General features: G+C 53.2%; 15 protein-coding genes. All 15 read left to right on the top strand.

Annotated features, from left to right (window positions below; genetic code table 11):
* The first annotated feature begins 32 nt into the window (after positions 1-32).
* Complete coding sequence (gene dapA, locus KGZ89_05490) at positions 33-941, top strand: 4-hydroxy-tetrahydrodipicolinate synthase (GenBank protein ID MBS3974303.1); 909 nt, start codon at positions 33-35, stop codon at positions 939-941.
* Between the two features lie 8 nt (positions 942-949).
* Entirely contained in the window at positions 950-2617 is a 1668-nt protein-coding gene (locus tag KGZ89_05485) for a ribonuclease J (GenBank protein ID MBS3974302.1), read from the top strand.
* 3 nt (positions 2618-2620) lie between these two features.
* Positions 2621-3424: an undecaprenyl-diphosphate phosphatase gene (locus KGZ89_05480; GenBank protein ID MBS3974301.1), complete on the top strand. Its 804-nt coding sequence runs from the start codon at positions 2621-2623 to the stop codon at positions 3422-3424.
* Between the two features lie 35 nt (positions 3425-3459).
* Entirely contained in the window at positions 3460-5709 is a 2250-nt protein-coding gene (locus tag KGZ89_05475) for a DNA translocase FtsK 4TM domain-containing protein (protein MBS3974300.1), read from the top strand.
* Positions 5710-5712: 3 nt separating this feature from the next.
* Positions 5713-6519, top strand: coding sequence for a DUF4115 domain-containing protein (locus KGZ89_05470; protein ID MBS3974299.1), 807 nt, complete (start codon positions 5713-5715; stop codon positions 6517-6519).
* A 47-nt stretch (positions 6520-6566) separates the two neighbouring features.
* On the top strand, positions 6567-7064 hold the full coding sequence (locus tag KGZ89_05465; GenBank protein ID MBS3974298.1) for a YajQ family cyclic di-GMP-binding protein: 498 nt from the start codon (positions 6567-6569) through the stop codon (positions 7062-7064).
* Positions 7064-8398 carry a 30S ribosomal protein S12 methylthiotransferase RimO gene (rimO, locus tag KGZ89_05460; protein MBS3974297.1) on the top strand — a complete coding sequence of 445 codons (1335 nt, stop codon included), beginning with the start codon at positions 7064-7066 and terminating at the stop codon, positions 8396-8398. Before KGZ89_05465 ends, rimO begins: the two co-directional genes overlap by 1 nt.
* A gap of 16 nt (positions 8399-8414) precedes the next feature.
* A complete protein-coding gene (gene pgsA / locus KGZ89_05455; GenBank protein MBS3974296.1) occupies positions 8415-9008 on the top strand; it encodes a CDP-diacylglycerol--glycerol-3-phosphate 3-phosphatidyltransferase in 594 nt (197 codons plus the stop codon).
* A gap of 14 nt (positions 9009-9022) precedes the next feature.
* Entirely contained in the window at positions 9023-10276 is a 1254-nt protein-coding gene (locus KGZ89_05450) for a nicotinamide-nucleotide amidohydrolase family protein (protein ID MBS3974295.1), read from the top strand.
* A 1-nt stretch (position 10277) separates the two neighbouring features.
* A complete protein-coding gene (gene thpR, locus KGZ89_05445) occupies positions 10278-10853 on the top strand; it encodes an RNA 2',3'-cyclic phosphodiesterase (protein ID MBS3974294.1) in 576 nt (191 codons plus the stop codon).
* 77 nt (positions 10854-10930) lie between these two features.
* Positions 10931-11968: a recombinase RecA gene (gene recA, locus KGZ89_05440; protein ID MBS3974293.1), complete on the top strand. Its 1038-nt coding sequence runs from the start codon at positions 10931-10933 to the stop codon at positions 11966-11968.
* A 352-nt stretch (positions 11969-12320) separates the two neighbouring features.
* Positions 12321-13853, top strand: a complete 1533-nt coding sequence (gene rny / locus KGZ89_05435; GenBank protein ID MBS3974292.1) for a ribonuclease Y — start codon at positions 12321-12323, stop codon at positions 13851-13853.
* Positions 13854-13873: 20 nt separating this feature from the next.
* The gene (locus tag KGZ89_05430; GenBank protein MBS3974291.1) at positions 13874-14953 is read left to right on the top strand and encodes an ATP-binding protein; all 1080 of its coding nucleotides are present in this window, start codon (positions 13874-13876) and stop codon (positions 14951-14953) included.
* A 100-nt stretch (positions 14954-15053) separates the two neighbouring features.
* Positions 15054-15326 carry a stage V sporulation protein S gene (locus tag KGZ89_05425; GenBank protein ID MBS3974290.1) on the top strand — a complete coding sequence of 91 codons (273 nt, stop codon included), beginning with the start codon at positions 15054-15056 and terminating at the stop codon, positions 15324-15326.
* 32 nt (positions 15327-15358) lie between these two features.
* Entirely contained in the window at positions 15359-16180 is an 822-nt protein-coding gene (locus tag KGZ89_05420; GenBank protein ID MBS3974289.1) for a PHP domain-containing protein, read from the top strand.
* The last annotated feature ends 10 nt before the right edge of the window (positions 16181-16190 follow it).

The following is a 16190-nucleotide window of genomic DNA, read 5'->3' as shown; positions in this document are numbered from 1 at the left end:
CCCGGCGGCCTGCAAGATAGGAGAGAGTAAAGATGAGTAACCCTCGCTTTGGCCGGATGATCACCGCAATGGTAACCCCATTTACCGATGACGGCTCGCTTGACCTATCAAGAGCCGCCGAGCTCGCCGAGAAACTCCTCCTCGAGAACTCCGACGCCCTAGTGGTTTGTGGCACGACAGGGGAGTCTCCGACGATCTTTTATGACCAAAAACTCGATCTGTTTCGTGCGATTATTGAATCTGTGGCGGGCAGAGTACCTGTCATAGCCAACGCTGGAGACAACTGCACCGATGATTCGGTGAAGTTCGCCCGTGAAGTCGAGGCGCTAGGTGTTGACGCGATAATGGCTGTGGTGCCGTACTACAACAAGCCCCCGCAGGAAGGGCTTTACCGGCACTTTAGGGCAATCGCCGAAGCCGTCAGCGTACCGGTGATCCTCTACAACATACCCGCGAGATGTGTAATCAACATGGAGCCGGAGACAATTCTTCGCCTGGCGCACGATTGCGAGAACATCGTCGCTGTGAAACAGGCTAACTCCGACTTGACGCAGGCCGCTGCCATAATTGCGGAAGCCCCGAAGGGCTTCGAAGTTTTAGCCGGTGACGATGAACTTGCCCTTCCGATGATGGCTACCGGTGGAACCGGGGTAATCTCGGTGATCTCGAATATAGCGGGCCAGCGCTTCAAGGAGATGATCCTCGCTCAGGTAGCAGGCGACCACACGCGGGCGCTCAGGATTCATATCGAGCTGCTCCCACTAATGAAAACCTTGTTCATGACGGCCAATCCGATCATGATCAAAAAGGCGTTAGCGCTTTGCGGATTCCCTGTGGGACAGGTGCGGTTGCCTCTGATTGAGGCCACCGAATCTCAAACCGCCGAGCTCGCCTTTGTACTGCAAAAACTTGGCATTATTCACACAGAAAAGGAGTCATAGATAAAGGTATGACACAGAAAAAGAATCGCCTTCGCGTCATCCCGCTCGGCGGGCTTGATGAGATAGGCAAAAATATGACCGTATTTGAGTGCGGCTCGGACATGGTCGTCGTAGATGCGGGCATCATGTTTCCCGATGCCGATCATCCGGGAGTGGATCTTATACTTCCTGATTTTTCGTACGTCCTGAAAAGGCGCGACAAACTAAGAGGCATAATCATCACCCACGGTCACGAAGACCATACTGGCGCGCTCCCATACTTACTCAAAGAGCTTGGAGACAAAGTTCCCGTTCTTGGAACCAAGCTTACACTCGGTCTTATCAAGGGCAAACTTGAAGAGCATGGAATCCGCAAAGCCAAACTCCGTGAGATCCGCTCAGGCGTGCACGTCAACCTCGGTGGACTCGGTTTTGACTTTATCGCGGTAAATCACTCGATCCCCGACAGCGTAGCGGTCGTTATCAGAACTCCGTTCGGCAACGTCTTGCATACGGGGGATTTCAAGTTCGACCAAACGCCTGTTGACGGTCGGCTCACCGACTACCAAGAGTTAGCCAAACTCGGCAAGCAAGGTGTGTTGCTGCTCATGAGCGACTCCACAAATGCCGAGGCCCCCGGGATCACTCAATCTGAATCCACCATCGGGCCCACCTTGCAAAAGATCATGTCCGAGGCTGAGCAAAGGGTTATAGTTGCCTCGTTCTCCAGCCACGTCCACAGGGTTCAGCAAGTTTGTGATGCCGCTGTCGCTTGCGGCAGAAAAGTAGTTGTCACGGGCCGATCGATGGTAAACAACATAAAGATCGCAAGAACTTTAGGCTATCTGAAGGTAGACGAGAAGGATATCGTCGATGCCTACTCCATGGGCAAACTTTCCCCGAAAAAGGTCTGTGTCCTGTCGACTGGAAGTCAAGGAGAGCCCCTCTCGGCACTGGCACGCATGGCCAACGGCGAACACCGCGCTGTACAGATTGAACCCAACGACACCGTCATAATATCGGCCTCGCCCGTACCTGGAAACGAGAAGGCAGTCGGCAGGGTTATCAACCGACTTGTAAAGCTCGGCGCCCACGTCAAGCATCGCGGCTCGGCGCCGGTCCACGTCTCGGGGCATGCGGCGTCAGAGGAACTGAAGTTGATGCTAAACCTCACCAATCCGAAGTATTTTGTGCCCATCCACGGCGAATCCAGGCATCTTCACGCCCACGCAGCCACTGCGCGCTCGGTTGGGATTGCCAAAGAAAGCATCTTTATGCTCGAAAACGGCGATTGTCTTGAGATATCCGACAGTGGCGTTCGCATGGGGACGAAAGTTGATGCCGGCATCGTATACGTTGATGGGCTTGGAGTTGGGGATGTAGGAAGTGTTGTGCTTCGCGACAGACAGCTTCTTGCACGAGACGGCATCGCTACGGTTGTAATTGCGATCGACGCCTCCTCGGGCAAAGTGCTCGGTGATATTGAGCTGATAATGAGAGGCGTCACCGTTTCGGAAGGCGACCATCTGCTAGTAGAGGCCCGAGCCCGGATCACCAAAACCCTGGAGAAAACGGCGAAAGCCACTGTTGTGGACAAAGCTGTGATCGCGAGTGCGGTCCGAGAGTCACTGTCACAGTTCTTGTGGGAGCAAGTCCGACGCCGTCCAATGATCATTCCTGTTGTGGTGGAGGCCTGATAGATGATAGAGGTACTACAGGCCATAGGCTTTGGGATTCTTCAGGGCATCGCAGAGTTTCTTCCCATATCATCCTCAGGTCATCTCAGGATCGTGCAGGATCTATTTGGTGTGACCGAACAGTTTGGACTGGCATTTGATGTGTTTTTACACATTGCCACCCTGCTCTCCGTGGTCGTTTACTTCCGAAAAGACCTGCTCCACATGGGAATGTCTTTATTCACGAGGTCAGAAGAGCGAAAAGAGGATCGGCACCTTCTGACGCTTATTGTCATTGCTACGATTCCAACCGGTCTTATCGGATTGGCGGGTGCTGACTGGTTCGAGTACGTGCCAACCTTATATATTGGTGTCGCATTCCTGATCACATCCATCATGCTTGCAGCCACGGATCGCTTTTCCGGTGTGCCAAAAAGCCAGTCATTGCGCTTAGGATGGCTGCAGGCCGTTGTCATCGGGGTAGCTCAGGGCCTGGCGATAATGCCAGGAATCTCTCGTTCCGGCGCTACTATCGCAGCTGGATTGAGCATGGGACTCACGCGGGAGCAAGCCGCGCGCTTCTCGTTTCTCCTGTCAGTCCCCGTCATTCTTCTTGCCTCAGCAAAGCAGGCTTACGATGTCTTCGCTTTAGGAGAAACTCTACCTGGTCCTATAGCGCTCATGGCCGGATTTATTGCCTCGGCCGTAACCGGGTATCTCGCCATCGCAGGACTCATGAGTTTCATCAAGAAGTATTCGTTCACCGTTTTCTCCATATACACAGCTATCATTGGTATAAGCGTGATAATCTGGCAAATGGTGGCATAAGTAGCAGCCTAAACGAACTTTTAGTCAGGTAAGAAATGGCACCTAACCACAAGCCTGCCGCAGGCAGAAAACAACCGAAGATGGCATCGAAGCGCCAGGCTGAAGTGAAATCCACATTTACGCTTGATGCCGATTCGCGGAGTGACATCTATGGCATCGTGATGTGTGCAAGCGCAATTGCGCTGCTTATCGCGCTACTAGCCGAGGGAACCGGCATCGTTGGCAAGTACATCAGCCAGGCGATGCTTCTTGGATTCGGCGATGGGGCGTATGTCTGGCCGGTGCTCCTGTTGTTTTGGGGTATTACTTTTTTCATCAAGTCTTTTTCAGTTGCAAAGTTGCGGATAGGCATCGGCCTACTAGTGCTCTTCCTTGCTTTGATCTCCCTTATCAGCCTGTCAGCACCCTCGGCTACCTTCTGGTCCCATGAAACACTCTCCGCTTACGGCGGGTATTTGGGCGCATCCATTTCGTGGTCGTTTACAAACCTTGTAGGTACAGCCATCTCTTATGTGCTCTTATCAGCACTACTCCTGGTCGGCCTCGTGATCACCGGGCTATCAATCACAAAGGCGCTCGACTGGGTTATGGGGATATATCGCTCAAAAATACCCGAGGACGACACGCCGAATCGGTCTCGTTTACCCAGGGACAAGACTGTTCGGCTAAAAGAATCAAGTGCTGACCGGGAAACTCAATCGGAACTAGCCGATTCAAAAGCTATCTCTGAGTCAAGAAATGGATTTGAAGATCCCGAGCGTCGCAGGAAAACCATCCCGTCACCTCGCATCGCCGCCCCCAGAGCGATGGAGGGCTTTGAGCTGCCGCCATTCAAGATATTGGCCCGAACCAGTGAAACCGCCTCGCATCACCGATCTTCAGAGCGAGAGATGACAGCTACTGCCGCCTTGATCGAGGAGACTCTTGCGACTTTCGATATTCCAGTGAAAGTCGTTCATTGGGTCGCAGGTCCGACCGTTACGATGTTTGAGCTGGAGCTACCAAAAGGGCTCAAGGTCAACAGAATCACAACGCTAGCCGATGATATCGCTCTGTCGCTGGCAGCCTCCACGGTACGCATTCTCGCGCCAATTCCCGGCAAGTCTCGGGTTGGTATCGAGGTTCCAAACGTTCGCAGATCAACAGTCACTCTAGGCGATGTGCTTTGCTCTGCGCCATCTACATCAAGCAGTCCGTTGCTGCTGGGAGTAGGTAAGGACGTCTCCGGAGAGGCGGTACTTGCGGATCTTGCCACTATGCCGCATCTTCTCATCGCCGGGTCGACAGGCACTGGCAAATCTGTATGCATCAACGCGTTGCTCTCCGGAATCCTGATGCGTGCCACCCCAAGTGAGTGCCGGCTGATCCTGATCGATCCCAAGCGGATAGAACTGTCTTTGTACAATGGAATTCCTCACCTCTACGTCCCGGTGGTCACCGAGGCGAAAGAATCTGCAAGCGCGCTTGCATGGTCGGTTCAGGAGATGGAAAGACGCCTGAAGCTGCTTCAGGCCGCGGGAGCGCGCAATATCGGTATGTACAATGCGATGCTTCACGACAATAAGCTGCAAGAAGACGCCGAGGAGATGCCCTATATCGTCATAGTCATCGATGAGCTAGCTGATCTGATGATGGTAGCCGCTAAAGAGGTCGAAGATTCGATATGCCGCCTCGCTCAGCTCGCCAGGGCAGCTGGAATTCATCTTATCGTCGCCACTCAAAGGCCTAGTACCGACATCATCACCGGCTTGATAAAAACCAACATCACAAACCGCATAGCGTTTGCGGTAGGCAGCAGCATCGACAGTAGGGTCATTCTCGACCAGCCTGGCGCCGAGAAACTCGTTGGTCTCGGCGATATGCTCTTCTCCGTGCCCGCCTGGCCCAAACCAAAGCGAATTCAGGGCGCCTACATCTCCGAAGATGAAATATTGCAGATGGTCGAACATCTAAAATCGCAAGCTGAGCCGGAGTATCGCGATGAAATCCTGCGAGTAAAGGTCTCGGCTCAGGGCGGGGGCATAGACTCATCGGGCGATGAGGACCCTTTGCTGTGGGAGGCCGCAGACATCGTTGTGACCAGCGGCATGGGCTCAACGTCACTGCTGCAAAGACGACTGAAGGTCGGATACGCTCGCGCGGGAAGAATAATGGACATGCTTGAGGCTCGCGGAATCGTCGGTCTGCCGGATGGCAGCCGTCCAAGAGAGGTCCTTGTTGATGTGGAGGGCCTTGAAGCTGTGAGGGCATTCGAGCACCACGACGCGACACAAGGTGAGCGATAAGCGATGTCTGACTCTCTCGGAAAGCGCCTAGCCTCCGCCCGACGCGCTCTCGAAGTTTCACTTCGGGACGCTGAAAACGCTACCCTTGTTCGAGCAAAATACCTGGCGGCGCTCGAGAATGGCGACTACGATGCTTTACCGAACTATGCTTACGTTCGAGGGTATCTGATCGCCTACTGCAAGTACCTGAACCTGGACGCCGCTGACCTCCTTCAGCTGCTCGAACTCGAGATGGCGCCCGCCCAAGACAAAAATAAACTTGAAGGCGTGAGGCCCAGAAAAGAGATCAGGGCGCCACAGTCGGCGGTACCCGCAAGAGCCATTGCGATAATCGCTATCGTCGTAATCGTTATTGCAGTTTTCGCAATTGGGACGCAAAGACTAACTCGCGGGCCAGAGCCGTTGTCGCCGCTTCCTACCGTTCCTGTCTCAACCGAACCTACCGCTCCTGTCTCAGCCGAGCCGACCTCTCCGCCCATCACAGAGGTTAGCACGCCTGTTGCTGAGCCATCTCGGCAATCCACCCCAACTGATTCGGCTTTACCTACCGACCCATTCACATTGCGCGTTGAAATCGCTCAGGGATCCTCTTCGTGGCTCAAGATCAGAGTTGACGACTTGATAGCGTATGAAGGCATTCTGACCCCAAATGATGAAATGGTGTGGGAAGTGCTTGATCAGGCAACACTTGAAATCGGCCGACCAGGATCTGTGAAGATATTTCGCGACGATGAGCTCGTCGAGATCCCAGCGGGCGGCGCAGGTACGCCTGAGGTCACCATAACCAACGATGAGGTTTCTCGGCGATAAGCTGACTTGCATTTGCATCAAATAACACGAGTTGGAGGTACCAACAGATGGCAAAAGAACAAAGTTTCGACATCGTTAGCCAGGTTGACATGCAAGAGGTGGACAACGCTGTCCAGCAGAGTGCGAAGGAGCTTTTGCAGCGATACGATCTGAAGGACACCGGGTCGTCGCTGTCGCTGGATAAAAGCAAGGGGATAATAACGTTATCGGCGCCGAGCGATTTTATCGCAGGTCAAGTCAGGGATATTCTCGGCTCCAAGCTGATAAAGCGCGGTATAGATCTTCAGTCCCTTGTATGGGCGGCTCCGCAAACCGCCTCCGGTGGCACCGTTAGGGTCACCGCAACGATCGTCAATGGAATCGAAGCGGATATCGCCCGGCGCATCAACAAAGAGATCCGTGATCAAAAGTTCAAGGTGAAAGTTCAGATCGAAGGCGACAAGGTGAGGGTCTTTGGCCAGAAGCGCGATGAGCTGCAGGAAGTTATTGCCTTTCTGAAGGGCAACGACTACTCCATCCCGCTTCAGTTCACCAACTACCGCTGATGACCGACAGGATCGATCTTCTTTCGCGCGTTGGTGATGCGCCACGTGTGCACTTCATAACCCTGGGATGCCCAAAAAACGAGGTGGACACCGACTACATGCACGGACTCTTGCTCTCTTCGGGATACACTGTGACCGATGACCTTGCGCAGGCCGATGTCGCTGTTCTCAATACGTGCGGGTTCATTCAGGATGCCGTGGAAGAGTCGATCGCCGAGGCCCTTGATCTACTTGAATGGCGCGATGGCGTTCTCGGCCGAAAACTGGTGATGGCTGGATGCATGGTCTCACGGTATGGGGGGGAGCTCAGTAAGTCCCTGCCGGAGCCGGACGCTTACCTCGCCGTGAAAGAAGCGACCCGACTACCAGAAGTCCTCGATGAGCTTCTAGGCATAGACCGACAGGCCCACCCTGCGATACCGACGATCAAGCGATCGGGGACTCCGTCGCACTTTGCGTATCTGATGATCAGTGATGGGTGTCGCCGGCAGTGCGCTTACTGCACGATTCCGATGATTCGTGGACCCTACGAATCAAAACCGCTTGAGGCCATTGTCGACGAAGCGCGCCTCCTGGTGCAAAACGGGGCGAGAGAGATAATCCTTATCGGCCAGGACATATCATCTTGGGGCTGTGACCTCGAAGGTAGCCAAACGCTTCTCGACGTGATCAGAGATATCTCGGCATTGCCAGGCCTGGAGTGGCTACGGCTGATGTATGTGCAGCCCGACGGCATCACCGATGAGCTTCTTGAGTTGATCGCAAAGACCCGCAATGTGTGTAAATATTTGGACATTCCACTGCAGCACGCTTCTTCAGAGATCTTGCGCTCGATGCACCGCAATGGGTCTTCGAAATCCTTTATGGCACTCCTCGAAAAAATCCGAGGCACGATACCCGATATCGTGCTTAGAACTACATTCATCACCGGCTTTCCGGGAGAAACAAAAAAGCACTACAACGAGCTGCTTGAGTTCGTTGAGGATGCAGCCTTTGATTATGTTGGGGTATTTCCGTATTCTCGTGAAGCAGGCACACTCGCAGCCGAGATGCCAAACCAGGCCAGCTCGAAGGTGCGACTCAGCAGGGCTCAGCATCTACGTGATCTTGCTGACAGTCTCGCTCTCGAGCAGATCGCAAAACGAATCGGCACGACAGTAGATGTGCTGGCAGAGGGACGCGACGAAGACGGCTCTCCCGTCGGCAGATGGATGGGCCAGGCGCCTGAGGTGGATGGGATTGTCTTTCTCGACCGCGAGGTGCCAATCGGCCAGATTGTTGATGTTAAGATTGTCGACACAATAGGATATGACCTTGTCGGAGAGGTGATCTGAGATAGTGCGTGCGCCTATGAACTGGGCAAATCGAATAACCATCGCCAGAATGGTCTTCATACCTGGAGTCGTGGTGATACTGCTCGCAAGATTGCCTGACTGGGGTCCCTGGTGGGCCGCGGGGCTATTCACGGTACTTGCGGCAACCGATGCGGTCGATGGATATCTCGCGCGAACTCGCAATCAAGTCACAACGTTTGGAAAGCTAATCGACCCCCTCGCCGACAAGCTACTTGTAACCGCTGCGCTTGTCTCGATGGTTGAACTCGGGACCGTTCCTGCGTGGGTCGCACTGGTGATAATATCGCGCGAGTTCATCGTCACCGGCCTGCGAATGGTTGCAATGGCCGAGGGGAGGACCATATCGGCGGGGAATTTCGGGAAAGCAAAAACCGTGTTCCAGGTAATCGCAATCGTAGCTTTCATATTGGTCGACTCTGAGCCGGTAAAGAAGTTCAGCGGGGAGTTTTTTACCCTGCTCGAGATTGGCGCGTGGGGGATCATGGGAATAGCGCTGCTGCTGACAGTGGCCTCGATGATCGACTACTTCTACCACGCCCGCGACGTAATCCGCATTGAGCCGGAAGCTTCAAACAAAGACCCAATGTGAGCCGGATAAGCCCAATGCCCGCAGAGAAGCCAAGTGCAACGATCCTTACCATTGGCACCGAGATTACTTCAGGCGCGCGTCTTGACACGAACACCCGCTCCATTGCGCAGGTGCTAAGTGCGAGCGGATATCGCGTCACCGAAACTTTCAGTGTCGCCGATTTACACGATCGAGTCAGCCGGATGCTAGACCACCTCTGCAAGGATTATGATCTGGTCGTAACAACAGGGGGACTCGGCCCAACGCACGACGACCTGACTTTGGCTGCAGCCGTCGACGTTTTTGGACTGACTCTGGCGAGAAACAGTGTGCTTTATGAGAGGCTTTGCCCTGTAGCCGGAGCTCAGCTAGAGCCTGTCGCAGCCGAGCAGGTCCTTCGCCAAGCCGTCGTGCCCGTCGGCGCCAAGGTGCTAATGCCGACGATCGGTACGGCTCCGGGGCTGATAATCCCGATCCCGAAATACAACTCTACTTTGGCGCTACTACCAGGGCCACCCGCAGAGATGCTTGCAATGCTGCACGAATTCATCGGCGGGCCATCTGGGGAAGGCAACTACCGGGTTGCGCGATGCGTTGGCATTTCTGAGAGTGATGCCCAGATACTCGCCCAAAAAACACTGAGCAGATTTCCTGGTATCGACCTGACTATTCTTGCTTCCCCCGGTGACGTTCGACTTATGCTGATCAACCAAACCGGAACCCCTGGGGTACTCGACAAGGCGATTATGGCAATATCGGAAGCGTTCGGAACCCGGTGCTACTCCACCAACAATAAATCTTTACCTGAGGTTGTGGTTGATTGTGCAAGGGAAGCGAAGCTCAGGATCGCTACCGCAGAGTCGTGCACGGGGGGCTCGATAAGCTCGGCGATTACATCCGTTCCTGGCGCGTCCGAGGTCTTTATCGGCGGAGTGGTGGCGTACGATGATTCGGTCAAGAGCGGCGTTCTAAAAGTCGATCGAAAGCTGCTCGCCGAGCATGGCGCAGTTAGCACCGAGGTTGCACAGGCGATGGCGAAAGGCGCCTTGGCTCTGTTGGGCGCTGATGTTTCAATTGCGGTAAGTGGAATAGCTGGTCCAGGTGGAGGGACTCCCGACAAACCTGTGGGCCTTGTAGTCTTTGCGATTGCAATCTCTACCAACGGATCACTCAAGACGACCGCCTTTATAAAGAAGATACCTGGCGAGAGGGAGAGGATCCGCGAACGCTCGACTGTTTTTGCGATGGACTTGCTGAGAAGGACGATCATGAAAGGGGAGGTCCAATAGTATGCGGGTGTTCATAGGTGTTCAAGCGCCAGAGTGGCTCAGGTACGCAGTAAGACTTGGCCGCGACGAAATCTGCGCCTCGGCGGAGGCCTGGACACACGAAAAGTGGGTTCCTGAGAAGAATCTGCATATGACGGTAAAGTTCATGGGAGATATTCCACAAGAGGCAGTCGGTCATCTCCCACTGGATCTCGCTTCAGCTCTAAGCGATATACGACCCTTCGCTCTACCCGTCAAGGATCTGATCTATCCTTTGGGCGGATCAACCAAGACAACACTGCTGATGAGCACCTTTTCCGATCCAACGGGCGAATTCTCCCGCCTTGTCTCAGTCGTGGAAGACGTTGCGTGTGCCTACGGGGTAGTTCCGGAATCCAGAAAGCATCTCCCGCATGTGACCTGGGCGAGAAGTCGGCGGCCGCTAGCGCTACACGACAGAGAGCGACTGAACCATACTCTCGGCTCAATGGCCACCTCTGACTCCATACAAATCGATGAGCTGACGGTTTTCAAAAGGGTGCTGACTAAAAATCACCCACAGTACAAGATAATAGGCAGCGCTCAACTTGCTGGTTGACAACGAACATCTGTTCGTACTACCCTTGACGGGTGCCCCTCCGGATAATGGCGCAGTCATCTAAGGAGCAAATGATTATGGATGCCGAGAAGTTCAAGATTTTGGATATCACCAAGGAGCAGATCGACCGCAAGTTCGGTAAGGGCTCACTCATGAAACTGGGAGAGCATGCAGCTGTAATGAAGGTTGCAGCGATACCCACCGGATCACTTGCTCTTGATGCAGCCTTGGGTGTCGGAGGAGTGCCGAGGGGGAGAATTGTCGAAATCTATGGTCCGGAGTCAAGTGGAAAAACCACTCTGGCCTTACAGATCCTAGCCGAAGCCCAGGCTTTAGGCGGAGTCGTCGCATTTATAGACGCGGAGCACGCTTTGGATCCCACCTACGCATCGGCACTTGGTGTTGATGTCGACGAGCTTTTGATCTCGCAGCCCGATACCGGAGAACAAGCCCTGGAAATCGCCGACATGCTCGTTCGAAGCGGAGCAATTGATGCAGTTGTGATCGATTCTGTAGCCGCACTCGTGCCTAGAGCCGAACTTGAAGGCGAGATGGGGGATGTCACGGTTGGGCTACAGGCAAGACTTATGAGTCAGGCGCTTCGCAAGCTGGCGGGGTCACTCAATAAGTCGGTCACAACCTGTATTTTCATCAACCAGCTTCGCGAAAAAATTGGTGTGATGTTTGGCAGTCCTGAGACCACCTCAGGTGGACGTGCCCTTAAGTTCTACTCGACTATAAGAATCGATGTTCGAAGAATTGATTCAATCAAACAAGGCACCGAAATCGTTGGGAACCGCGTAAGAGCCAAAGTTGTAAAAAACAAGGTGGCTGCTCCGTTCCGTCAAGCCGAGTTTGACCTAATGTACGGACACGGGATCAGTAAAGAGGGCAATCTGCTTGATCTCGGCGTTGAGAACGGTGTCGTCATGAAATCAGGTGCATGGTACACATACGGAAACGACCGCCTCGGGCAAGGGCGAGAGGCAGCCAAGGAATTTCTCCGGGAGCACATTGAGTGCAGGCAAGAGATTGAAGCCACTATCAGGTCGCGGCTTGGCCTACCTTCTTTGAACGGCGAGGTTGACATCGTCAAGCCATCTGTCTCTAGCTGAAGCCCAAATAACGGCATCGTAAATGGCGTCTAGCTTGCGTTTTACATTAATGCCGCTTACTATTGACTAGGCACTTGTGATTCTTGGCCGCTTTCGTACAAGTTGTACCTAAGCGCTTACCGTGTGAATATTGCTTTAGATGTTTATTTCGTTACCTATGCGGGTCTTGACGTAATCGTTTTCACTGCGTTAAGCGGCTAAAAGTCTCATGCCATCGTTCGCCTGGTCGCTGAACCGTATCAGTGGTATTGACGCAATCGCGCCTCCTTTGCACTGTGCGCAACGGTCAACCCTCAAGGGCAGCTGACGACTGGCGAATAACTGTCAGGTTGTCGAAAGGAGGAGCGCACAGATGAGTGAAATTCTATTCATGCTCATTGGCTTGATCATCGGTGCCGCTGTCGGCTTCTTTCTGAATCGCTTCATTCTCAAAGGTCGGATAGAGCTGGCAGCCGAGAATGCCGATAGGATGATAAAAGAAGCCGAAAAGCACGCAGAAACCCTCAAAAGAGAAGCACTCATTGAGGCTAAAGACCAGGCATTCAATCTCAAACAGGAAACTGACCTGGAAGTAAAGGAGCGCCGCAAGGAAATTGCTGCGCTGGAAAATCGTCTTACTCAGCGGGAAGAGACCCTTGACCGCAGGATCGAAACGGTAGAAAAGCGCGAGCATCAACTTTCCTCTCTTCAAGGGCAGATCACCAAGAAGGAAAGCGATCTTGACGCGTTGATCTCACACGCAAATGATCGCTTACAGTCACTTGCAGGAATGACCGCGGATGAAGCCAGAAGCCACCTTCTTCAGCAAATCGAAAATGACGTCAAAAAAGATGCTGCGGCGCTGATTCGGGAAACCGAGGCAAGGGCACGTGAAGAAGCTGACAAGAAAGCCAAAAACATTGTCGGTATTGCGATCCAGAGGGTTTCCGCAGATCACACTGCCGAATCTACCGTTTCGGTTATTCACATACCAAGCGATGACCTGAAGGGTCGGATTATTGGTAGAGAAGGCCGAAATATACGTGCATTTGAGCAGCTCACCGGAATTAATCTGATCATCGATGACACTCCTGAGGCTGTAATTCTCTCAAGCTTTGATCCCGTCAGAAGAGAGATCGGCAGAATCACCCTTGAGGCACTCCTCGCTGATGGGCGAATTCACCCGGCGCGGATTGAGGAGATGTTCAAGAAGGCTGAAATTCAAGTCAATCAAGTCATTCAGGAGTCGGGCGAGCAAGCCTCTTTCGATGCAGGCATACACGGCCTGCACGGCGAGCTACTTCGCACATTGGGCAGACTCAAGTTCAGAACTTCGTACGGGCAAAACGTGCTGAAGCACTCCCTTGAGGTCGCACATTTGGCTGGTGTCATGGCAGCCGAGTTGGGCGTAGACGTTGATCTGGCCAAAAGAGCGGGTCTGTTGCACGATCTTGGAAAAGCTATCGATCACGAAGTCGATGGTCCACATGCGGTCATAGGCGCCGATCTTGCCAGACGTATGAATGAGCCAGCGCAGATTATCCACTGCATTGAGGCTCACCATGCCGACGTAGAGCCAATGACCGTCGAAGCCGTACTGGTTCAGGCCGCAGATGCCATCTCCGCTGCACGTCCTGGCGCCAGGCGAGAGACTCTTGAAAGTTACATTAAGCGCCTCGAAAAACTAGAGGCGGTCGCTCAAAGCCACCCTAGTGTAGAAAAATGCTATGCGATGCAGGCTGGTCGCGAAATCCGCATTATGGTCAAGCCTGAAGTAATTGACGATGCAAGCACTATTATTCTCGCCCGTGATATTGCAAAGCAGATCGAGGATGAACTCGAGTATCCGGGTCAGATTAAGGTATTGGTGATTCGCGAAAGCAGGGTCGTCGAATACGCTAAGTGATCTGACATCGGAGCTCAATCATGAGTGATTCCAACAAGACTACCCTGGATTTTGTGACCTCCATCTCAGGCAGTGGCTTTCGGCAAGTCGAAGAAACTCTTGATGACGGATATGTCAGATTGCACATCGCGGAGGCCGAGCGACGACAAGCCAAACACGACATTCGCTGTGTCGAGGATGTGCTCGTGGAGCTACTCAGGAACTCAAGAGACGCTGGCGCCAAACAAATATTTGTTTCAACAAACCGGACTGAAGAGTCTCGCAATATCACTATCATTGATGATGGGTGCGGTATTCCTCACTCCATGCACGAGCGTGTTTTCGAGCCGAGAATAACATCGAAGCTTGAGGCGATGGTGATGGATAAGTGGGGGGTTCACGGTCGAGGCATGGCACTTTATAGTGTCCGGGAAAACGTAGCGCTTGCTAAGATAGCAAGATCAGAGAAGGCTATGGGTTGCGCCATTACGGTTTCTTGCGACTGTGCCGTGCTGACGGAAAGATCTGATCAGTCTTCGTGGCCCCAGATAGAGCGTGAATCGGACGAGCGATGGAGGGTAATCAGGGGAACTCGCAATATTTTAAGACATACAGTCGAGTTTGCATGTGAGCATCCCGAGCTGGACATCTATCTAGGCTCGCCGACAGAGATCCTTGCCACTATCACCACTATGTCAAGGACTGCAATCGAGCGAACAGGGCGTTTGATCGCCGAGGACATTGAATCTTTGCCTGTTTGGCAACGCCCGGGAATGGCGGCTGATGCTATTGAGCTGGCAGAGTTAGCACTTTCAGTGGGCTTGCCGGTCTCGGAACGCACAGCGCATCGCATTCTGGCTGAGGAGATCGGTGCTATCGACCCGATAATCCGAATGCTCTTTACAGCTGGCGAGCTTGCTCCCAAGGCCGAGCCTGACATATACCGCAACCGTAAAGGGCTAAAGATTCACCCGAGCGACCTCGTTGATTTCAGGCGGGAAGTATCGACTGCTTTTGACTCGCTGGCTGAAAAGTATTTTCTTTACGCGAAGAGTGAACCGCGGATTCGCATTACCAAGGACTCAATATCCGTACGTTTTGATATCGAGAAAGACGACTGAGAATCATCCGGCTCAATCCGTTACAATAATGTAAAGCCACTATCTGTAGCACATTTTTAGCAAGCAGAACCAGAAATTTACATGGATCCAAGGAGTGCCAGTGGAAGTTCTAAAAGTATCCTCCAAGTCTAATCCTAACTCTGTTGCAGGTGCGCTAGCAGGAATTATTCGAGATCACGGCGCAGTTGAGATGCAAACCGTTGGGGCCGGCGCACTCAATCAGGCAATTAAAGCCATTGCCATAGCCCGAGGATTTCTTGCCCCTTCCGGAATGGAGCTAACGTGCGTGCCCGCCTTCGCGGACATAATAATCAAAGGCGAGGAGCGCACTGCGATCCGTCTGCTTGTCGAGCTACGCGACATGTCAGCTTGAATACTTCTTTTGCAGAAGTGAGACGTGGCCCGATGCAATTTGACCTGCACGTTCACAGCACGGCATCTGATGGAGCACTCTCTCCTGCTCAACTTGTCGAGTCGTCACTGTGCCAGGGATTGACCGCACTTGCAATAACCGATCATGACTCGGTAGAAGGTATTGGCGAAGCACTTTCCGCCGCCGAGAAAACAGATCTCATCGTCATCCCTGGCGTTGAACTTTCAGCCTCCTGGAACGGTACTGACCTGCATATTCTGGGATACTTTATCGATCCTGCCAATCCTTCTCTTATCGACCGGCTCGTATCACTTAGACAAGCAAGAGCTACCCGAGCTAGAAAGATGGTAGCTCGACTCCGCGACAGTGGAATTATGGTCCAGTTTGAAGACGTTCTAAATCTGGCAGGCAGCGGCAGTCTTGGCCGCTCCCATATCGCTAGAGCTTTGGTCGCGGGCGGACTGTGCTCGACTGCCTCCGAGGCTTTTTCTGATCTTATAGGTCACGGAAGGCCATTTTATATTCCAAAACCCGAGGTTGATCCCGCCGAGGTGATCGAGTCAATCATAGCGGCTGGAGGCGTTGCGGTTTTTGCTCATCCAGGAGTGCATGATAGCGATGAATGCATTCCATATCTGGTGGAGGCTGGGCTCGGCGGTATTGAGGTATACCATCCTCTGCACACCCATACGCAAAAGCAACACTACACCGAGATTGCCGATAAATATGACCTTCTCGTCACCGGCGGATCCGATTTCCACGGGTTCGACTCGCCAGGAGGCTTGTTGGGCGGAGAAAAGATTCCAGTGAAATCACTTATAGAACTGTTGAAACTATCCGACAATCACAGATAGACTGCCTCGC

It is taken from the genome of Actinomycetota bacterium, from assembly GCA_018334075.1.
In the GTDB taxonomy this organism is placed as follows: domain Bacteria; phylum Actinomycetota; class Coriobacteriia; order Anaerosomatales; family UBA912; genus JAGXSC01.
The sequence above is the reverse complement of the archived record's forward strand: the minus strand, read 5'-3'. Positions and strand labels throughout refer to the sequence as shown.